The sequence below is a fragment of the Micromonospora marincola genome (assembly GCF_056150385.1).
Window position 1 is genome coordinate 492438 of record NZ_JAXCFT010000001.1, and the last position, 19569, is coordinate 512006.

At 70.3% G+C, this 19569-nt stretch carries 17 protein-coding genes; 4 read left to right on the forward strand and 13 right to left on the reverse strand.

What is annotated here, in order from left to right; genetic code table 11:
• The first annotated feature begins 15 nt into the window (after positions 1-15).
• A complete protein-coding gene (gene yidD / locus SM450_RS02345; RefSeq protein ID WP_281590482.1) occupies positions 16-381 on the forward strand; it encodes a membrane protein insertion efficiency factor YidD in 366 nt (121 codons plus the stop codon).
• Positions 382-434: 53 nt separating this feature from the next.
• On the opposite strand, the gene SM450_RS02350 is transcribed toward yidD, so the two are convergent.
• Both SM450_RS02350 and SM450_RS02355 read right to left on the reverse strand, forming a co-directional pair.
• Positions 435-1169, reverse strand: a complete 735-nt coding sequence (locus SM450_RS02350; RefSeq protein ID WP_474617964.1) for a YqjF family protein — start codon at positions 1167-1169, stop codon at positions 435-437.
• Between the two features lie 5 nt (positions 1170-1174).
• Positions 1175-1540 (reverse strand): VOC family protein, encoded by a 366-nt coding sequence (locus SM450_RS02355; RefSeq protein WP_474617965.1) that lies wholly within the window; start codon positions 1538-1540, stop codon positions 1175-1177.
• A 161-nt stretch (positions 1541-1701) separates the two neighbouring features.
• On the opposite strand from SM450_RS02355, the gene SM450_RS02360 reads away from it, so the two are divergent.
• A complete protein-coding gene (locus SM450_RS02360) occupies positions 1702-3873 on the forward strand; it encodes an MMPL family transporter (protein WP_474617966.1) in 2172 nt (723 codons plus the stop codon).
• Between the two features lie 53 nt (positions 3874-3926).
• Here SM450_RS02360 and SM450_RS02365 read toward each other — a convergent pair whose 3' ends face one another.
• The 7 genes from SM450_RS02365 to SM450_RS02395 form a co-directional block, all read right to left on the reverse strand.
• Positions 3927-4754, reverse strand: coding sequence for an LLM class flavin-dependent oxidoreductase (locus SM450_RS02365; RefSeq protein WP_474617967.1), 828 nt, complete (start codon positions 4752-4754; stop codon positions 3927-3929).
• 142 nt (positions 4755-4896) lie between these two features.
• On the reverse strand, positions 4897-5676 hold the full coding sequence (locus tag SM450_RS02370; protein WP_474617968.1) for a hypothetical protein: 780 nt from the start codon (positions 5674-5676) through the stop codon (positions 4897-4899).
• Positions 5677-5749: 73 nt separating this feature from the next.
• The gene (darG, locus tag SM450_RS02375) at positions 5750-6826 is read right to left on the reverse strand and encodes a type II toxin-antitoxin system antitoxin DNA ADP-ribosyl glycohydrolase DarG (protein ID WP_474617969.1); all 1077 of its coding nucleotides are present in this window, start codon (positions 6824-6826) and stop codon (positions 5750-5752) included.
• Positions 6823-7473: a type II toxin-antitoxin system toxin DNA ADP-ribosyl transferase DarT gene (gene darT, locus SM450_RS02380; protein WP_474617970.1), complete on the reverse strand. Its 651-nt coding sequence runs from the start codon at positions 7471-7473 to the stop codon at positions 6823-6825. Before darT ends, darG begins: the two co-directional genes overlap by 4 nt.
• Positions 7474-7509: 36 nt before the next feature.
• Complete coding sequence (locus SM450_RS02385) at positions 7510-9108, reverse strand: restriction endonuclease (protein WP_474617971.1); 1599 nt, start codon at positions 9106-9108, stop codon at positions 7510-7512.
• Between the two features lie 491 nt (positions 9109-9599).
• Positions 9600-12674 carry a DEAD/DEAH box helicase gene (locus tag SM450_RS02390; RefSeq protein WP_474617972.1) on the reverse strand — a complete coding sequence of 1025 codons (3075 nt, stop codon included), beginning with the start codon at positions 12672-12674 and terminating at the stop codon, positions 9600-9602.
• Positions 12675-12830: 156 nt separating this feature from the next.
• Positions 12831-14087, reverse strand: a complete 1257-nt coding sequence (locus SM450_RS02395; RefSeq protein ID WP_474617973.1) for a helix-turn-helix transcriptional regulator — start codon at positions 14085-14087, stop codon at positions 12831-12833.
• 255 nt (positions 14088-14342) lie between these two features.
• Between SM450_RS02395 and SM450_RS02400 the strand changes: the two genes are divergently transcribed.
• Positions 14343-15389, forward strand: coding sequence for an FAD-binding oxidoreductase (locus SM450_RS02400; protein ID WP_474617974.1), 1047 nt, complete (start codon positions 14343-14345; stop codon positions 15387-15389).
• A gap of 20 nt (positions 15390-15409) precedes the next feature.
• Here SM450_RS02400 and SM450_RS02405 read toward each other — a convergent pair whose 3' ends face one another.
• The 4 genes from SM450_RS02405 to SM450_RS02420 are packed head-to-tail and all read right to left on the reverse strand — an operon-like array spanning position 15410 to position 18716.
• Positions 15410-16069, reverse strand: a complete 660-nt coding sequence (locus SM450_RS02405; RefSeq protein WP_474617975.1) for a S26 family signal peptidase — start codon at positions 16067-16069, stop codon at positions 15410-15412.
• Positions 16069-17934 carry an ABC transporter ATP-binding protein gene (locus SM450_RS02410; protein WP_474617976.1) on the reverse strand — a complete coding sequence of 622 codons (1866 nt, stop codon included), beginning with the start codon at positions 17932-17934 and terminating at the stop codon, positions 16069-16071. Before SM450_RS02410 ends, SM450_RS02405 begins: the two co-directional genes overlap by 1 nt.
• Positions 17931-18476, reverse strand: coding sequence for a TlpA family protein disulfide reductase (locus tag SM450_RS02415; RefSeq protein ID WP_474617977.1), 546 nt, complete (start codon positions 18474-18476; stop codon positions 17931-17933). The genes SM450_RS02410 and SM450_RS02415 overlap by 4 nt, the downstream gene beginning before the upstream one ends.
• A 54-nt stretch (positions 18477-18530) precedes the next feature.
• Positions 18531-18716 (reverse strand): hypothetical protein, encoded by a 186-nt coding sequence (locus SM450_RS02420; RefSeq protein ID WP_474617978.1) that lies wholly within the window; start codon positions 18714-18716, stop codon positions 18531-18533.
• 174 nt (positions 18717-18890) lie between these two features.
• On the opposite strand from SM450_RS02420, the gene SM450_RS02425 reads away from it, so the two are divergent.
• Complete coding sequence (locus SM450_RS02425; protein WP_474617979.1) at positions 18891-19418, forward strand: MauE/DoxX family redox-associated membrane protein; 528 nt, start codon at positions 18891-18893, stop codon at positions 19416-19418.
• Positions 19419-19569 lie beyond the last annotated feature (151 nt).

The following is a 19569-nucleotide window of genomic DNA, read 5'->3' on the forward strand; positions in this document are numbered from 1 at the left end:
CATGGCATCGTGATCATGCGGAAGCGGCACCACCGGAAAAAGAAGAAGGACCGTGGGTGCGACTGCGACCTGCCCGACTGCGACGGGCCGGGCTGCTGCGACCTGGGGCTCTTCTCGACGCTGCTCACGCTCGGCTCGGTGACCGCCGGCGTGGTGCGGACTCCGGCGGTCGACCGGGCCGGGCGGGCCGCCATCCTCGGCTACCGGCGCTGGCTGTCGCACCGCTGGCCGGGGACCTGCCGCTACACGCCGACGTGCAGCGCGTACGGGCTGGCCGCGGTGGAACGGCACGGGTTGGCGGTGGGCGGCCGGATGGCTGCTGACCGGGTACGCCGCTGCCGCCCCGACGTCCCGCGCGGCACCCACGACCCGCTGCGCTGACCGCGCGGTTGATGCCGCCGTTTCGCCGAGCTGGTGTTGACCGAGGGGCCGGTTCAGGGGAGTGCGGTGGGGCCGCCGAAGACGACCGGGACGCCGGGAGAGTGGAGCACGCTCACCGGCGGCCCGTCCGGTGCGGGCAGGCCGGCGGCGGTGACCAGCTCGTCGTCCAGGTGCAGCAGTTCGGCGCGGTGCAACGGCCACCGCGGATGCCAGTTCGGCAGGTGCCGGGTGCGTCCGTACGCCCGGGTGTGCAGGCCCCAGCGCGCGGTGAGGAAGTGCTCCAGCGGCGTCGGTTCGGGGATCGGCGGGCCGACGCGCACGGTCATCCGGCCGCTCGCGCCGGCCGGGCCGGGCCAGCGGCGGCGGCAGCGGTAGGTGAGCGTGTCGCCGGCGCGGTCCAGCCGCATCGCCGACCACTTGTAGGGCAGGCGCAGGCCGATCTGGGCGACAAGCACCGGCACCAGTCGGGAGGCGTCGAGCGAGCGGAACACCACCGCCCGCCGGCCGGCTCCGTCGACCGAGTAGAGCCGCACGTTCGTCTCCCAGAACGTGCCGAAGAACGGCACGCCCGGCCCCGGGCCGAACCCCACCCCGACCATCCGGAAACCGATCAGCCCGACGTAGGTGAGACCGTCTATCGTGTCCGGCCGGGTGCCGGCCGGCAGCAGCGGCGCGACCCGCTCCGGCGGCACCGCCCAGTGCAGGAACGTCAGGTCGTGCCAGCGTTGCGTCAACCAGGCCCGGCGGATGGCGCGGACCGGAGCGTGCTCGACCGGCTCGATCTCCACCGCGCTCACTCCGGCCGGTGGCAGACCGCCTCGACGTTGTTGCCGTCCGGGTCGCGGACGAACGCGCCGTAGTAGGTGGCGTGGTATTCCGGCCACACCTTCGGCGCGTGCAGCACCTCGGCGCCGGCGGCCACCGCGGCGTCGTGGAACGCGTGCACGGCGGCCCGGTCGGGCGCGGTGAACGCGATGTGCAGCGGTGCCGGGACTGCGTCGGCCGGTGCCGGCTCGACCCAGAAGTCGGGCGCGTCGACGCCGTAGCCGATCGGGCCCGGCTGCATGATCCGCCGGCCGCCGAGCGGGGCGAGGACCGCGTCGTAGAAGGCGCCACTGGTCGTCAGGTCGCGCACCGCTATGGAGAAGTGGTCGAGCACGTCGCCTCCCTGCGATCGTCGATGCCCGTCAGGCTACGAGCCACCTACGACACTCCGGCACCGACCACCCGGATCTGCACCGGAAGATCGCGCGGCGTCCGAAAAGGATTGGTCACCGACGGTAGGATGCGGATGACGCAGTCGAGTTCACGGGGGAAACGATGTTCGAGCGACTGGGCAGGTTCGTTGTCGGCAAGGCATGGTGGGTGATCGGCGGCTGGTTGCTCGCCGCGATCGCAGTCATCGTCGCCAGCCCGTCGTTGAGCGACATCACCTCGGCCGACCAGGAGAGCTTCCTGCCGCACTCCTACGAGTCGGTGCAGGCCACCGAGTTGGCCAGCAAGGCGTTCCCGCAGGCGGCGACCGCCACCGCCACCGTCGTGGTCAAACGCGGCGACGGCAAGCCGCTCGCGCCGGCCGACGAGGCGCGCGTCGGGCAGCTCGCCCAGACGCTCAGGAGCCGGAACATCCCGCAGACCTCCGGCTACCTCACCGGCCCGCAGGCGGTCGCGCCGGACAAGTCGGTGCAGATCATCTCCGTCGGCCTCGACGCCGACACGCCGGACGACCCGAAGCTGCTCGACGCGGTCCGTGAGCTGCGCGCCAGCCTCGGCTCCGAGCTCGCCGGCAGCGGCCTGACCGCCGGGGTGGCCGGCGACGTGGCCAGCTTCGTCGACAACGAGGACACGTTCAACTCGGCGTTCGCGATCGTCGGCGTGGCCACCATCGTCCTCATCATCGGTCTGATCTTGATCATTTTCCGCAGCCCGATCGCCGCGCTGCTTCCGGTGGTGGTGATCGGCGTGGTCATGTCCGTGACCACCGGGCTGGTCGCCGCCGCCGGCAAGGCGTTCGACCTCAACGTCAGCCAGGACCTGCAGACCATCCTGCTGATCGTGCTGTTCGGCATCGGCACCGACTACATCCTGTTCCTGCTGTTCCGCTACCGCGAACGGCTGCGCGCCGGCGACGACAAGCGCACCGCGATGATCGTCACGGTGCAGCGGGTCGGCGAGGTCATCACGTCCGCCGCGGGTGCGGTCATCGTCGCGTTCCTGGTGCTGCTGCTCGCCTCGCTCGGCTTCTTCGGTTCGCTCGGCCCGGCGCTCGCCATCGCCGTCGGCGTCATGCTCGTCACGTCGCTGACCCTGATCCCGGCGATCGTGTCGCTGCTCGGCCGGTGGGTGTTCTGGCCGTCGAAGGCGTGGCAGCGTACGCCCACGGCGAGCCTGTCCCGGCGGCTCGGCGCCGCCGTCGGCCGCCGGCCCGCCGTGGTGGCCGCGGCCTCCGGCGTGCTGCTCGTCGCGCTCGCCGCCGGTGTGCTCGGCTACAAGGCCGACTACGACTTCAGCGCCGGCTTCCCGCAGGACACCGAATCGGCGCGGGCCGCACAGGACCTCCAGCGCGGTTTCGCGGCCGGCGCGCTCGCCCCCACCGAGGTCTACCTGACCACCGGCAACGGCAGCCCCCTCACCGACCAGCAGGTGAACGACTTCGCCGCCGCGTCGGCGAGCGCGCCGGGCGTGGCCCGGGTGCAGCCGGCGGAACGCAGCACCACCGACCCGAGCGTCGCCCGGATCAACCTGCTGCTCGATGAGAACCCGGTCTCCAACGAGGCGATCAGCCTGGTCCGCGACGAGCTGCGGGACGACCTGCACGACAAGGCGCCGCAGGGTACGAAGGCGCTTGTGGGCGGCCCGACCGCGATCTTCGCCGACATCAACTCGGCGAACAACCGCGACCTGTCGGTGATCCTGCCGGTCGCCGCCGGCCTGATCGCGTTGATCCTCGCATTGCTGCTGCGCAGCCTCGTCGCGCCTGTCTACCTGGTGATCGCGGTGCTGCTCAACTTCGCCGCCACGCTCGGCGCGACCGTCTACGTGTTCCAGGGGCTCCAGGGCAACCCGGGCGTCACGTTCCAGTTGCCGATCATCCTCTACCTGTTCGTGGTGGCGATCGGCACCGACTACAACATCCTGATGATCGCCCGACTACGCGAGGAGGCGCGGGAGGGCAACGAACCGCACGAGGCCGCCGCCATCGGCGTGGAACACGCCGGGCCGACCGTCGCCGCGGCCGGGCTGATCCTGGCCGGCACGTTCGGGGTGCTGATGCTCGCGCCGATCTCGTTCCTCCAGCAGATGGGCTTCGCGGTGGCGATCGGGATCGTGCTGTCCGCGTTCGTCATGTCGATGTTCTTCGTGCCGGCGCTGACCGGGCTGATCGGGCACAAGGCGTGGTGGCCGGGGCACGGCGACGAGCGGCGCAACGGCGGCGGTGGTGGTGGGGGCCGGCACGCCGAGCCGGAACCGGTCAGCGAGGCCCCGGTCTGAGCGGCGGTCCGCCCCGGCGAGTCAGCTCTCGCCGGGGCGGCATCTCCATGGGTTCAGGCGCGGCCGACGACGCCGGCGAGCACATCCACCTGCGACGGGTCGTCGGCGTAGCAGTAGAGGACGAGTTCGTCGGCGCCGAAGTCGCGGTACGCGGCAACGGTGTCCGCGAGTTCGTGCGGATCGGCGATCGGTACGCCCCAGTCGTCGCGCCCGTAGTAGGCGGCGACGGCCGAGCGTGCCGGTGCGAAGGCCGCGCCGAGGGCGACGTTCACCTGACAGGCGAGCCGGGGCCGGCCGTCGCGCCCGGCCCCGGCCCACTCGTCGTGGACCGTGCGTACCAGCCTCCCGGCCCACGCGAGCGGCGCCGCGCAGAGGAAACCGTCGCCGTGCCGGGCGACCCGCCGTAGCGCCGCGGGCGCGAACGCGCCGATGAGGACCTGTGGCCCGGCCGGCGTCTCCGGTCGCGGGCCGATCGTCGTACCCCGGAAGGGCTCGCCGCGCCAGATTTGGCGCAGCTCGGTGAGTTGGGCCTCCAGCAGCCGGCCGCGGGCGGTGAGGGGCGTGCCGGCGGCGGCGTGATCGTCCTCCCGGCCGCCGAGGCCGATGCCGAGCGTGAACCGACCGCCGGACATCACGTCCAGCGTGGCGACCTGCTTGGCCAGCAGGGCGGTGGCGCGCAGCGGGCCGAGCAGCACTTCCGTCTGGAGCCGGATCCGCGACGTGGCGCCGGCCAGCACGGACAGCGCGACGAGCGGTTCGGGATTGTGGTAGGCGAGCCGGTCGAGCAGGGCGAGCGTGTCGAACCCGCACGACTCGGCGCGCCGCGCCCAGTCGGTGAGCAGGCGCGGATCGCTGATCGGGAGGCCGAGACCGAGGTCCATGGGTGTGCTCCTGGAGATGGGCAGCGTGCAACGACTGTCGCCCTCTCCTCCCGCACGTGGGGGCGGGTTCCTGGCCCTTACTGCGACGCGTCTCCTGAGCCGGGAAATGGAGTTCCGGTGCAGAGGCTACCGGGATCGGCCGCTATCCGGCGTCCTTCCTGTCGTCCTCCCAGCGCGCCAGCGCGGCGCACAGGTCCTCAAGGAACGCATCGACCTGTCCGTAGTCGTAGCCGCGCGCGGCGACCGGAAGCTTGGCCCGGTCCCGCTCGATCTCCGCCATGACGCCAAGGCGTAGCAGCATCGCGTTCGACGTCAACCCCTCCTGGCCCTTCCTGATCAGGGCGTCGACGGCAGCCTGGTCGTATCCCCGCAGCCCCACGGCGAAGTCCGGAGCCGTGAAACGTTGCCGGACGAGCTGCCGATAGTCGGTGAAGCGGCTGCCGCCAAATCGGGCGAGGGCTTCCGCCACCTGGTCCGGCGATTCCCGGACGCCACCGAGATTGAGCAGAATCAGGCCGGAGCGGTCGTCCAGTGGGCTCCGGCGGGTCAGCGGGAGATCGAGAGGTGACCAGCTGGCCGGTACGAGCAGCAGCAGTGCGGACGGGGTCTTGTTGCCGGTGAGAACCGGTGCCGGCTGGTCGAGGACCAAGTGATCGATTTCTGTCCATGGCAGCAATCGGTTGATCCTGGGCTCGGACTGCCGCACCGTCAGTCCGGCGGCGCCGATGTGGAACCGGAACGGCCGAAGAGCGAAGTAGGCCAAAATGCTGCCGACCAGCAGACTGAGCACACCGAGGACCAGCGTCCCGATCAGACTTAAGGTGCTGTCGGTGCGGCCGCACAGCAGCACGAAGGCACCGAAGGCCAGGAACACGATGCCAGAGACGGGAAAGAGCCGGGTCCTGTGAAGCTCCATGGTCATGCCCTCTTTCCGAGTTGCCTGACCGGAAGCATGGCAGTCGAACACAAGCAGACCGACTGTTCTCCGAGTCGCGTCAGGCCCGTGCCGGGCTTGGCGCCAAGCCAACTTCCCGCAGTCGGCCGTAGGCCATCCGGACGTGAGCAGGTGTGAAGAGTCGAGCCTTACGGCCGCTCCACGTCCGCACCCGATCGATCAGCTCGTCGATGTCGGCGGCCGGCGGGTGCAACTCGGCGGCGTAGTGCACCGTCGCCAGCAGTTCGAGGCTGTAGGGCGCCTCGAAACCATCGACAAGCTGCGCGAAGCGATCCAGCAGCGCGTCCGGGGAGGGATGCTCGGCGAACCAGGTGGAGACGTCGCCGGCCGCGCCGTCGACCAGGCGGATCGGTCGAAGCTCTTCGACTCTGGCTGATCGGTCGCCGAAACCGGTGAGGTAGTGCCCTTCGATCTGGTCGAGGACGTGGTTGAGGTTCTCCGCGTAGGGGCCGTATCGCCCGCGGGCGAATTGGAGGCGAAGTGGTTGACCGAGCACCTGGAGGAAGTAGGCGATTTTCTGGATCTCGAGAACGGTGACTCCGTCACGTGGTTCGAGTGCCCGGGCGCGGTCCACGTAACGCTCGATTGCGCGGAGCAGCGTGGCCCGGCCAGGAGTGAGCCCGGGTTTCTCTGTGGCTACCGGCATGTCACCAGGGTCGGGGGCGCCTTCAGGTGGGAACAGCAGCACCCGGACCTCGGGAAGCTCGGCGAATGCCTCCTCGATCATGGGCCGGACCTCGCCCCAGTCGAGGCCACCGTTGCCGCAGCCCAGCGCTGGAACCGCTACCGACGTGATCTCCCTCTGGCACACCACCCGGACCAGGTCCGCCAGCCCGGAGCGGACGTCCTCGATCCGCGAGTTCGCACGCCAGTGACTCTTTGTCGGGAAGTTGATCACGTACCGTCGTGGACCGAGTCGGGCCGAGTCGAAGACGAACATTTCGCCCAGCCTGACCTCTTGAGCCGCGCAGGCAGCCCGGTAGGCGGTGTAGTTGGCTGGGTAGGCGCGCTTGAACTGAAGGGCGATGCCCTTGCCCATGACACCCACCGTGTTGACCGTGTTCACTAGGGCTTCGGCGTCTGCGGTCAGCAGGTTGCCCTGGCTGACGACGATCACTCACGCACCTCCCCTCGCTGGTATCCGTAGTACCAGTGCTGTCTGACATCAACGTACGCGTCGATGATGCCAGCAGCTCGGAGGATGTGGATGACCTGCGTCTTCCGAGCTTCCGTTCGCACCACGTAACCAGTGATCAGGCTGAGCGGAAATTCGCGGTGGACCAGCAACTCGGCCATGCGTCGTCGGACCCGGTCGGAGTCCTCGGGGACGTTCTTCCAGTACTTTTCTCGCATCAACGGCCAGTCCACCAGTGCGGCCAGGTCGCCGAGGGCCCGGGAGAAGACGGTCACTCCTGCGGCGCAGTTGCCATCGCTCGCCACCCATGACAAGCCTGCTTCGTGCACCCGGTCGATCGAACTCACCAGGTAGACGAGCGGATCGTCCCCGCCGGGGTAGCAACCTGTTCTTCCGTCCCGATGCTCCCGCGATATCCGGTACATCATCGGCGAAAGGGGCGCGAAGTAGAACGGTACGTAGTCTGCGACAACACCGCCAGGAGGGCAGGTGACCCGGCGGCTTCGGCGGCTGGCCTTGATGTCGGCCGCTCCGACATCGGTCCTCAGATGCGCGCCGACCGAACGGTCGGCAAGTAGCCGGCCAGCGGTGAGAATGCTTGCCAGGTTGTCGATGTGGGTGAAGTGCATGATCTGTGCTCGCTCGGGTGTCACTGAAGGCACAGCTCAGTCCAGTTCGCCGGGGTCGATGCGGGCCTTCACCTCCGCGTGTTCGGCGAGCAGGTAAAGCAGGTTCGAACCGTCGATCAGCTCCAGCGGCTTCCCCGAGGCGAACTCGTACGAGGCCGGGCCGTAGCCACTGGTGGTCACAATAATGCCCTTGGACGCACCCTCGTTCTGCAAGGTGCCGAACAGGTCGCGGACAGCGGAGACATCAACCGTGTTGCGGTAACGCTTGGCCTGGATGACGACCTTGCCGCCGAAGATCGGCCGTGGGTCGAAGGCGACGCAGTCGACACCACCGTCTCGGGACGGCCGGGTCTGCTTGGTGTCCAGGCCCATTCTGGCGAAGAGATTCTGGATGAGGCTCTCGAACTCCGTCGGAGTCAGTTTGAGCAGGTTCGGCCGCTGGTCCAGATCGGCGAGGACGTCGACCTCGTCGACGAAACGCTTGTCGACCATGTCGAACTCGAGCACGGGCCGGACCGGCGCCAGTTCGGCGGGACGCTTGGAAACCGAGGCGTTGAGGTGTTGCAGGCAGGCCAGCGGCTCGACCAGCTTCAGGTTCAACCCGGTGAACACGTCCCGGGTGGTCCGTAGCGTGACGAGACACGGCTGAACGGAAGCGCCGGTCCGCGGGTCGGTCGTGTCGACGATTCCGTTGAACACCACCGTCTCCATCAACCCGGAACGGTCAGCCTCGAACAACTCGTGCACGGTCCGTAACGTGACCTGGGCGACGAGATTCGCGTACCGTTCCTTGATCTCCTTGCCCGGACGGGCGGCAGTGGTGATCTCGTCGCGCGACTTGACGTATCGGTATTCCCGGACCGCAGGAATCACGTCCAGGGTCGGTAGGTGGTACTCGACCACCAGCTGCCGCGACTCCGGCACATACGCGAGTCGGTAGTGCTGGGGGAAGTCGTCGGGGTAGACCGAGTTGCCCAGCACCATGCCGAAGTATTCGACCACGGACCCGGGTTCGGCGGCGGCGACGGCAGCCGCGAAGCGCTCGATCTCGGCGTTGTGCGCAGTGACTTCCGCGTCGAGCTTCGCGCAGCGCTGCTGATAGCGCTGGTGGGCGGCGGTCAGTCTGCGCTGCCGGTCGGCCTCGGCCGCAGCATGCTGCGCCTGAGCCTGCCCGAATGCCTGCTGTGCCGCCGCGACCTGCTGCTGGTGTCGGGCTTGGCCGCCGAACATCTTGCCGAGACCGGTGGGAGCGGGGGGAGCGAAGCGTCGCCAGTCCGGAGATGGTTGAGGGACACCGAGGGAGCCAGGTTCGAAGGGAGGGTGCTCCGCGGAGCGTCGGAGGCCGCGAAGATCGATGTGGTCGTCGATCTCAAGTGTTGCCGAGAGAAGGTCGTTCAACTCCTCGATGCGCGACTGGAGGTCGGCATTGTCGGCTATCACCTCCGCCGCGCGCGCCTCTGCGTACAGCCGCTTTTTCTCACGCTCATTCGCGGCGCTGGCGCGCTGCGCGGCCTTCATCGCGCGGTCTGCCTCGCGGCGCATCTGTTGCTGGTGTCGGTAGACGGCGGCCTGAGCCTGCTTCTGGGCGCGCACCTGCCGTGCATGCGCCCGTTGCATCTCCTTGAGGATGCCCACAGTCGTTCCTAGGTGTCGGGAGGGATGCGGAATCGACACCTTAGCCAGCGCCCACGACGTTCAACCTCTGAACTGGTTGTCGCGGAAGATTGAGTCGCCCTCAATGCCCCGGATGCGCCCAACTCTCATGTCAGATCTCAGACAGAATTCTCCTTCCCGGCCTATCGCTCGGTGGAGGCTGTTTCCGGCCACCCGGCGTGCCCGTTCGACAGAACGGACGGCGATCGTGCCTGCTCGGTCAGTGAAATGCTGACGACCGAGGACTCCCGCTCACGGGACTCGGCCCGGTAGGGTCCGAAGACCGCCATGGGAGGCCGGTTGTGATGTACGTGGTGTCGCGGCACAATTCGCAGTCGAGCCGAAAGCTGCGGATGCCCTCATCCGCGCCGGCCTGACGCTCGCATTGCCGATCTGCCCGATCAACACTTGAGGCAACCCGGACCAGCAGGGCCAGCGAGAGGAAGTAAGCCTCGCATCCCCAGCACTACCAGTCAGGCCGCGATTGCCCGGGCTGCGGCGTACATGTCAGCAGGCAGCGGATGCTCCAGCTCCCACAGAATCCGCATCGGCCGATCACCACTGTGCTCCCGGTACGTCATCGGCCCGGCGTACAGGTACGGCGGCGCGCCCAGGTCACGGTCGGCAACCCGGGTCTCCCGCACGAACAGGTGCACCGTCGATCCCTGGGCGACGTGGTTGACATACCGCCGCCCGGTCGCCGAGCCCGCCGAGGTCGTGCTCTGTGACTCCCACTGGAACAGCCGGTCGGTGATGGCCCGGTCCGCGTACATCGTGGTCGGGGAGTAGTGCTCCGCCGACTTGACAAGCGTGACGAAGAAGAGGTCGGCTTTCTCGTCCGGCAGCCACTTCACCCCCTCACGCAGCGAACCCGGGTTCGCCATCCCGAACGCCGCGCACGCCTCGTTCCGGCTGTAGCGCGCGTGCACTCGCAGCGGCACCCAACCCGAAGCCAACCGCTCGGTAACCCGATGAATCCGATCGCGCAGCACAGCCGCGACCTGCCGTAGCTCCGCGGAGCGCACCGGCTCCGCCCACAGCCGCTTGAGCCGCGCATCGCGCTCGGCCAACGGCACCGCCGGCCCCCACAGGCTGAAGTGCAGCATGTCCAACAGCCGTCCACCGGCGGGCGATTGACCCGCTGCCACCTGGCCGACGAGGTCCAGCCGATCGACGTCATCCACGTGCAGCATCCGACCGATAGCCCGACCGAGGTCACGATCGTCCGGGCCGCCCGGGGCCGGATCGAAACCGGCCAGGCGTCGCAGCCCGGCCCACCCGCCAACACTCGCCGACCGGTAGACATCCTCAATTTCCAGGCCGGTCTCCCGCAGGAAGTCGGACAGGCTCACGTCACCGAGCTGCCGTAGCTCCGCCATCAGCGCGTTTTTCGACGTGGGCAGCGCCGACTTCAGGTTGGCGAGCACGATGTCCTTCGCCACCCGGTCCAGCTCGATGTGGCAACCGCTCGGCAGCGACGGGAAGTCTTCGCGTACGGCCGCCTCGACGGCCCGCCGGCTCACCCCGGCCAGCGCCCGCCACCGCATGTCGAAGCGGAAGTTGGCGTGCTGGCCGCCGATGAAGTCGAGCACGGTCAGGCATGGCTTGTCGTCGTCCAACCGCAGCCCTCGGCCGAGCTGCTGGAGGAAGATCGTGGCGCTCTCGGTGGGCCGCAGCATCAGGATCGTGTCGACCATCGGCAGGTCGACGCCCTCGTTGAACAGGTCGACAGTGAACAGCACCCGCAGCTCACGCTTCCGGAACCGGTCGATAAGCGTGTGTCGTTCGCCGCGTTCGCGCGTCGAGGTCACCGCCGCGGCCGGTACGCCGTGCCTGGTGAACCAGTCGGCCATGAACTCGGCGTGCCCGATGCTGACGCAGAAGCCGAGCGCCCGCATCCGTCCCACGTCGGCGATCCGGTGGACCGCTTGCAGGATGAGCCGGGCCCGGGCGTGGTTGCCGGTGTAGACGCCGTCGAGGTCGGCCTTGTCGTAGCCCTGTCCGCGCTTCCACCGCACCCGCGTCAGATCCACCTCGTCGTGCAGCCCGAAGTATTGGAACGGTGCCAACAACTGCCGCTCCAACGCCTCCCACAGGTGCAGCTCCACCGATGCGCGGCCGTCGAACCACCGGCGCACGTCGCCGCCGTCGCTCCGGTCGGGGGTCGCCGTCAATCCCAGGAGTACGCGCGGCCGAAGCCGTTCCAGCAGCCGCGTGTACGTCGGTGCCTCGGCGTGGTGGAACTCGTCGACGATCACCATGTCGTACGCCCCGGGGTCGATCTCCTGCCGGTGCAGCGACTGGATCGAGGCGAAGATGTGCCGTGCCTGCCGTGGCCGCTCGCCGCCGACCAGCATGTCGCCAAAGCTGCCGTCACCCACGACCTGACGGAACACCGACCGGCTCTGCCGAAGGATCTGCTCCTGGTGCGCGACGAAGAGCAGCGACTCGACGTGCCCGTCCCGCTGGAGGCGGCGGTAGTCCAACGCCGCCACCACGGTCTTACCGGTGCCGGTCGCCATCACCACCAGGTTGCGCCAGCGTCCGTGGACCACCCGCTCGGCGTCGAGGTCGTTCAAGACCTCCTGCTGGTACGGGAACGGTCGGACATCCAGGTTCGCGATCTCGGTCGGTGCCTCGTCGGCGCGCTCTCCGCGCAGTGCGACGCGCAGCCGCTCGGCGTCCCGCACCGGGTCGTACGTCTCGAACGCCGAGTCGTGCCAGTAGTCGGCGAACGTCGCCTCGAAGGTGTCGATGACGTGCGGCTGCTCCAGGTTCGAGATGCGTACGTTCCACTCCACGCCGTCGACGAGCGCGGCCTTCGACAGGTTGGACGAGCCGACGTACGCGGTGGTGGTGCCGTTGTCGCGTCGGAACAGCCACGCCTTGGCGTGCAGGCGGGTGGTCCGCGTCTCGTAGGACACCTTGACCTCGGCGCCAAGCTCGGCGAGCCGATCGAGCGCTCGCTGGTCGGTGGCACCCATGTACGTGGTGGTGATGACCCGGATGCGGCCACCCCGGGCGATGAGGTCGCTGATCGCCGGCTCGATGATGCGCAGCCCGTGCCATTTGATGAAGGCGCAGAGCAGGTCGACCGCGTCCGCCGAGGCCATCTCGTGGCTGACCTCGTGCCCGATCCGCGGTTGGTGCCGACCATTGACGAGCAGCGCGCCGGTGGACAGCGGCGTGGAGGGGCGGATCGGGAAGACGGGTGCGGCCGGCGGGGTGGGCGGGGCGGCGATGGCGTGCAGCAGGCGTTGGGCGTCGGACACCTGGTCGTCGGCGGAGACGGCACGGGGCTCGGCTTGCGCGATCTGCGCGGCGATACGGTTCGCCAGGTCGACCTGCCGGGCGAGCTTGTTCTCCCCGCCGCCAACGGCGAGTAGCGCACGTCGCGCGAGGGCGGCGAGGTGGCGGGCGAGTACGTCGTGTGAGTCGGCGGGGTCAAGCTTCTCGTCCTGGACGAGCGAGCGGTCAACGCCTTGGAGCCGCTCCGTCAGCTCCTGCGTTATCAGGTGCTCGTAAATGCCCTGCTCAAGATCCCCCACGAAGGCAAGCTAGCCGCGATGCGGTTCCCTGCGGAAGCCGTTGTAACCGTGGAATCGGTCCGTGTCGGGCGCTTTGCCCGCCCAATGTCAGATCATCGACACGCCGCGGACCCCGTCTCGACAGGTCCTATGCAAGAGCTGCGAGGTTTGACTCCGTTATGTCAGCAGGCCGGCCCGCTGCGCTAGCGGACGCAGCCCGGGGGTTGCCGCTCGCCTTTCCTTGGTCATGAGGTCGAGCAGGACTGCTCTTGCTTGAACGTTGGCGTACACCGCTTCGGCGGCTACCCGCTCGGCTTCGAGCAGATGCAGCACGGCAGTAGACCTGTCCGTGGATGACATGAACGCCGCCGCAGCCAGGTCGATGTGCACCTGAGCGCGTCGTCCGACGATGACGGCGGGCAGCCGTGTGGTGTCGAGACGCGACCCGACCTCCAAGGCTTGGTCAGCCTTACGTGCGTGGACGGCGGCAGAAACTGAGTGGATGGCGACGTTCGTCGGGCCGAAAGCGGTCCACAAGCGGTTCTGCTCGCCTCCGAGGTCTGCCGCCAACCGCTCCGCACGGGACAGGAGCTGGGCGGATTCCTTGGTGTTGCCCTGTCCGGCGGAAATCACGGCGGCGAGAAGGAGCAGCGCACCGTGGGCGGAGAGCAGGTCCGGGTCGGCTGTCGAACCACCTTCGGCGAGGTGATCGATGCTGCGGCGGGTGATCTCCTCCGCTTCGTTGGCTCGGGCCGGCATCCGCAGAAGGCCGCACGCGGCCTGGTACGCCGCGATCGCTACGAGGGCTTCGTCGTCACTGAGCTTCGCGGCGGTCGCGGCCCGATCGGCACTGAGGAGGGCGCATTCTCCGTCGCCGAACTTCGCGGCAAGCTTGGCTGCCGCGAGGTAGCAGGCGGCGAGGAGTCGAAAGGCGTCTCGACGGCCCGGCCCTGTCGGTTGGTTCGACAGCTCAGTTGCCTCACGTAGTACGTCCGGTATCAGGAGGGCAGCAGATGTGTAGCTCGCCCGCTGATAGAGATCGTGGATGCGTCGGACGGATCGTCGAACCTGGGCTGGAGATTGGGCTGGCCGGGTCGACGGCGTGAGGTAGTCGGTCAGGAAGCTCCGCAGGTCGCCCAGAAGCTCCGGGCGGGCAGCGGCGGTGCTGCTGGCGTCACGGTCCTGATCCCTGTTTGCCATAGCCTGCCCTCGACGCTTTGCCACCGACACGTCGGCGAGCATGTCATCGACCTGTTCGAGCGTAACGCCTAACGCGAAGGCGATCCGGGTTCTGTGCCACGGGTGAGGGTCCGTCTCGGCGTTCTCCCATCTCACCACCGTGGACCGCTCCACGCCCAGGATGTCGGCCAAGCGCTCCTGGCTGAACCCGAGAGCTTTCCGCCGTTGACAGAGCCGCTGCCGCTTCAAGGCCATGCTCGGACCTCCCTCCGTTCTGTAGTCAATGTAGTCACCATGCGTGGAGATCGTGGGGCGGTGAATGCCTCTTTTCTGCGCCATACGGGCTCCTTCGACGCTGTAGTTCCTCGACTTCACCTGTCCGAGGCTTGTCGTATGGCCCGGGGCGGGCGCTGGGCTCCGGTGGTGCCGCGTCCCCCGACAATGGCGGCCCGCCGACCCCGCCCGCCCCGGCGCCGCGTCCACGACACCCGAGCCCGGAGGCGCCCACCGATGTCCCCCGTACCCGCCGACGAACGCACCCCGGCCACCGAGACGCAACAGGAGACCGACCAGGCGGCCGACCGGTTCTGGGCGGTGGTGGAGGACCGCTGTCCGGGGCTGCTGCCGGAGCGGGACGCCCCGCTGCTGCACGCCTCCCTGCTCCGACTGCTGGACGGCGGTGACGACCACGCCGGGCGCTCGGCGCTGCTGCGGGCGCTCGGGTCCGCGTACCGCAGCTTTGGTGTGCGGCCCTGGCACGCGGGGGCGATCGGCGCCGCGCTGCTGGCCTCGCCCGGTATGGGCTGGTGGCGTGCGTGGCGGCTGGTGGAGCGGACCGCCGCCCGGGTGGGCGACGGCCCGGCCTGGTGGCCGGCCGAGGTGGTCGACCACGACCGCGCCGCCGACGGTGTCGCAGTGCTGACGGTACGGCCGTGGCGGCGGCTACCGTTCCGGGCCGGGCAGGCGATGCCGGTGTGCACGCCGCGCCGGCCGGGGCGGTGGCGGTGGCTGTCGCCGGCCAACGCGCCGCGCGCGGACGGCACCGTCGAGTTCCACGTCCGCGCGCTGGCCGGCGGGTCCGTCTCCGGCAGCCTGGTCCAGGAGGTACGCCCCGGCGACCTGCTCCACCTCGGCGCGCCCGCCGATTCGGGGCTGGAACTGGCCGGCGGTGCCGACGATCTGCTGCTGGTGGCCGGCGGCACCGGCCTGGCGCCGCTGCGCGCCCTGGTCGAGCAGGTCGCCGAAGCGCCCGCCGGCCGACGGGTCACGCTGATTGTCGGCTCGCGCACGTTCGCCGACCTGTACGACGCGACCGCCTTGGACAAACTGCAACAGGCGCACGACTGGCTGACCATCGTGCCGGTGTTCTCCGCCGACCCGGAGGCCGGACCGGGCGAGCGGGGCACCGCGATCGACCTGGCCACCTGGCACTGTCGGCCCGGCCAACAGGTCCACGTGTGCGGGCCGCCGGCCATGCTCGCCGCCGCCCACCGCCGGCTCGCCGTCGCCGGCGTGCCCGCCGACCGCCTGCGTCTGCCCATCCTCGGGCAACGGTGAGCCGGGGTGGTCGCCGAGCCTCAGGTGGTCGGCCCGGTCCGTCGCCGGACCGTCCCGAGCATCCGGTCCAGCGGAAGATGTCCGAGCTGGCGGGAGTCCAGGCTGGCCTCGGCGTTGTCGCCGAGCAGCACCAGCCGGCCCGGCGGGACCCGCGCGCCGGCGGGCGTACGCGCCGCGAGCATGGGCGGCACCACGTCGCCCGGCACCGCCACCACCCGCTTGATCATCCAACGTCGGTCGGCCACCGCCCGGGCACCGGCCGAGGCGGGCAACGGCGGGCGCGCCCACCTGCCGTCCGGCGTCGGCTGCTCCACCACCACGACCTGCCCCACCATCGGTGTTCTGGCGCGCCGGACCAGGACCCGGTCGCCGTCGCGGAAGGCCGGCAGCATGCTCACCCCGCGCACGGTGACCGCGACCAGCCGCCGGGAGACCGCCGCGGCGACCCACGCACCCGCCCCAACCAGCACGGCAAAGACCACCGTCCAGGCGGTCCGGCCGGTGGCCGACAGCGCCGCCGCGCCACCCGCCAGCAGCGCCGCCACGAGCCACAACCGTCCGGACGCGCCGCGGGTGCGGCGCCGTACCCGCTGCCCGGGAGTGGGCGGGGGACCGGGGCGCCCGACCGCCACGGCCCGCTCCGGGTCCGCGGCGGCCGGGCCGGCCGACAGGTGACGCATCACGGCGTCCCGCCGGCGGACACCAGGCCCGGCGCGGCGTCCCGGTAGCCGGTCGACTGCAACCGGAACAACCGTGCATACTCGCCGTCGAGCGCGGTAAGCGTGGCGTGGTCACCCTGTTCGATCACTCGACCCCCGGCGAGTACGACGATCAGGTCGGCCTCGCGGACGGTGCTCAGGCGGTGCGAGATGAGCAGGCTGGTACGCCCGTCGCGGTGCTGCCGCAGCACCCGGTGGATCTCGTGTTCCGCCTCCGCGTCGAGCCCGGCGGACGGCTCGTCCAGGATCAGCAGCTCGGACCGGTCGCGCATGAGCGCCCGGGCCAGGGCCAGCCGCTGCCACTGCCCCTCCGACAGGTCCACCCCGGGCTGGTCCGGCCCGCCGGCGGCGTCGACGAAGAACGTCCGGGACAGCAACGTGTCGTAGCCGTCGGGCAGCTCCGTCAGCCGGCGGTGGATCCCGGCCCGGGTCGCGGCCCGGGCCACCCGGTCCCGGTCGTCGATCGCATCGAGGTCACCGAGCGCGATGTTCTCGTGTGCCGTCAGGTCATAGTGCATGTAGTCCTGGAACACCCCGCTCACCCGGCGGCGCAGCTCGGCCGGGTCGACGCGACGCACGTCCAGCCCGTCCCAGCGGATGCTGCCCCGGGTCGGGTCGTAGAACCGGCACAGCAGCTTCACGAGCGTGGACTTGCCGGCGCCGTTCAGCCCGACGAGCGCCACCGTCGCCCCGTACGGGATCCGCAGGTCCACCCCGCGCAGCACCCACGGCTGGTCGTCGGCGTAGCGGAACCACACGTCGTGCAGCTCGATCCCGGCGCGCAGCGGCGGCAGCGGCTCCGGCGGCGCGGCAAGCGGCAGGTCGGGCGGGGCGGTGGTCACGGCGAGATAGTGATCGAACATCAGCATCGCCTGGTGACCACGGGCCAACTCCCGGGCCAGCGTGACGAGCGAACCCTGCACCCCCGTCACCGCGGCGACGAAGACCGTGACGTCGCCGACCGAGAGCGTGCCCCGCCGGGCGGCGGCGACCGCCCACACCACCCCGGCCCCCGAGACGGCCGCGGCGAGCGCACCCAGACCGCCCTGGACGAGCAGGGTACGCCGGTCGAGGGCGCGACGCGCTGAGTCGGCGCGCCTCCGGTCGGCAAGCATCCGGCCGTGCAGGAACCGGTCCAGTCCGAACAACCGGATCTCCTTGGCCGCCTCCACGGTGGACAACAGGTCGCGGTAGAAGAACTCCCGTCGCTCGGTCGGCCCGATGGCCCAGAGCATCCTGGCCCGGCGACGGGCGAGCAGCACCTCCGCCACCACTGTCGGCGCGGCGGCCACCAGCAGCAGCCCCGTCATCGTCGGGCTGAGCACGAACAGGGAGGCGAGGAAACCGGCGATGGTCACGGTCGCCCGGGCCACGCCGAGCATCGCGTCCACCGCCTGCATCGGGCTGGTGCCGCCGGACTGCTGGGCCAGCCGCAGCCGGTCCAGGAACTCCGGATCCTCGAACCGCCGCAACCCGACGAACCCGGCCACCGCCCGGAACAGCCGGTCGTGGGCGCGCAACCCGGCCGCCCGGTCCAGCTCCGCACGCAGATACGTGCCAACCTGGGGTACGGCCGCCGCCAGCAGGCCGGCCAGCGCCAGCGCCCCGGCCAACGCCGCCAGGCCGCCGAGCGGACGACCGTGGACCAGCCCGTCGAGCACCAGCTTCGTCAGCCAGGCGGCCAGCACCGGTAGGGTGCCGCCGAGCAGGGTGAGCCCGGCGTACCCGGCCAGGAGCAGCGGCGCGGCGCGGGCGGTGAGCGTCGCCGCCGCGCGTACCCGGTTCGGGGTCCCCGGGTCGGACGGCGCCGCCGGCCGGCGGCTCATCCGACCGGGACCGGGGCCGGCCGGTCCACCTCCACCCGGTTGGCGCCGACCACAAGCCTGCCCGCCCCGTCGCGATCGACCCGCAGCAGCGTCGGGTACGCGCGGACGCCGAAGGCGCTGCTCACCGGGCCGTCGCCGGCCTCGACGACCACGCGGGCGACCGGGCTCAGCGCGGCCATGAAGTCGCCGGCCTGATCGGCGTCCCCGACCACCACGGCCAACGGCCGCTGCTGCCCGGCGGGCAGGTCACGCACGTGCGCCACGAATTTCGGCAGCTTCTCCCGGCACGGACCGCAGGTGGGGGAGAAGAAGCCGACCAGGGTGCCGGAGCCGATCCCGGCGGCGGTGAGCGGCTCGCCGGTGGTTGTGGCCGACTCGAACGAACCGACCTCCTGTCCCACGTCGACGAGCGGCGACGGTGCGACGGATTCGTTGAGCAGCGCGGTGTGCTCCCGCAGCCGCTTGACGACGCCGAGCGTGAGGAGAAGATCGAGCAGGCAGAGAGCGCCGACGAGGACGAGCGCCGCGGTGAGAATGGGCATGGTCACTCCTTCAGAGGGGAGCCGGCCGGCGGGCGGACCCGCCGGCCGGGTCGGTCAGTAGCAGATGCCGAAGTCGCAGCCGTAGCCGTCGCAGCAGTACGCGTCGCAGGGGCGGTAGTCGCACTGCCAGCAACTGCTGAAGCTCTTCCACCGGCAGGCGGTCGAGGCGGCTGCGGCGTCCACCTCCGGCACGAACGCCCCCAGGAGCCTGCCCCCCACCTTCTCCAACAGCTTGTACATCCCGAACTCCCTTCCGCGATGGCGGTTCGCGTGGGGCGGACCCCGCACGCTTGGGAACACCGTCGTCCGGCCGGGTGCAACCGGAGTGGAAGGCAGGCGCCCCCGGTCTTCCACCGGACTTGCACGCCCGGCGTCCAGGCTGGCGGCCAGGTCGGTCGAAGGGAGCGGGAACGGATGCGACACCTGGAGGTCTTCGCGCGGGTGCTGCTCGCTGTCGTGTTCGTCGCCGCGCTGGCCGGCAAGGTGTCAGGCCGGGCGAGCTACACGGCGTTCGTCCACTCGCTGCGGCAGGCGGGCATCGTGCCGGCGTACGTGCTGCGGCCGGTGGCGGCGGCGACCGTGGCGGCCGAAGCGACCGTGACGCTCATCCTGCTGCTGCCCCTCCCCGGGAGCGGGGCACTCGGGTGCGCGCTGGCCGGCGCGCTGCTGGCGGTGTTCACCGTGGGCGTGACGATCATCGTCCGTCGGGGACAGCGCACGCGCTGCCGCTGCTTCGGGGCCTCCGACACCCCGTTGGCCTGGCAGCACGTCGTACGCAACGGCGCGCTGACGGCGGTCGCCGGGCTCGGGCTGGTGGCGTCGACGTCCGCAGGTGAGCCGCGACTCGCCGTGGCGGCGCTGGCCGCCTCCGCCGGCCTGCTCCTCGGCGTGCTTGTCGTCGCCCTCGACGACCTGGTGGCGCTCTTCCGCCCCGCCGCGTGACCGTAGATCTACTTCAGTTCGCGAAATCCGAGAGTGCCCCTCGGCCAGCCCTCGCTGATCTGAGTGCTCGACCGTGACTCCGAGGAGTGGTGATGGCTGGTCGATGGGAAGCGGAACCAGCCGCGACGTTCGCCCGGCGGCTCGGTCGGTC

What these genes read in the sequence shown, in the direction of transcription:
- SM450_RS02425 (WP_474617979.1), top strand. Translation starts at nt 18,891, where the DNA reads ATGCGACACCTGGAGGTCTTCGCGCGGGTGCTGCTCGCTGTCGTGTTC.
- SM450_RS02415 (WP_474617977.1), bottom strand. Translation starts at nt 18,476, where the DNA reads ATGCCCATTCTCACCGCGGCGCTCGTCCTCGTCGGCGCTCTCTGCCTG.
- darT (WP_474617970.1), bottom strand. Translation starts at nt 7,473, where the DNA reads ATGCACTTCACCCACATCGACAACCTGGCAAGCATTCTCACCGCTGGC.
- SM450_RS02405 (WP_474617975.1), bottom strand. Translation starts at nt 16,069, where the DNA reads ATGCGTCACCTGTCGGCCGGCCCGGCCGCCGCGGACCCGGAGCGGGCC.
- SM450_RS02360 (WP_474617966.1), top strand. Translation starts at nt 1,702, where the DNA reads ATGTTCGAGCGACTGGGCAGGTTCGTTGTCGGCAAGGCATGGTGGGTG.
- SM450_RS02365 (WP_474617967.1), bottom strand. Translation starts at nt 4,754, where the DNA reads ATGGACCTCGGTCTCGGCCTCCCGATCAGCGATCCGCGCCTGCTCACC.
- yidD (WP_281590482.1), top strand. Translation starts at nt 16, where the DNA reads ATGCGGAAGCGGCACCACCGGAAAAAGAAGAAGGACCGTGGGTGCGAC.
- SM450_RS02410 (WP_474617976.1), bottom strand. Translation starts at nt 17,934, where the DNA reads ATGAGCCGCCGGCCGGCGGCGCCGTCCGACCCGGGGACCCCGAACCGG.
- SM450_RS02370 (WP_474617968.1), bottom strand. Translation starts at nt 5,676, where the DNA reads ATGACCATGGAGCTTCACAGGACCCGGCTCTTTCCCGTCTCTGGCATC.
- SM450_RS02420 (WP_474617978.1), bottom strand. Translation starts at nt 18,716, where the DNA reads ATGTACAAGCTGTTGGAGAAGGTGGGGGGCAGGCTCCTGGGGGCGTTC.
- SM450_RS02400 (WP_474617974.1), top strand. Translation starts at nt 14,343, where the DNA reads ATGTCCCCCGTACCCGCCGACGAACGCACCCCGGCCACCGAGACGCAA.
- SM450_RS02395 (WP_474617973.1), bottom strand. Translation starts at nt 14,087, where the DNA reads ATGGCCTTGAAGCGGCAGCGGCTCTGTCAACGGCGGAAAGCTCTCGGG.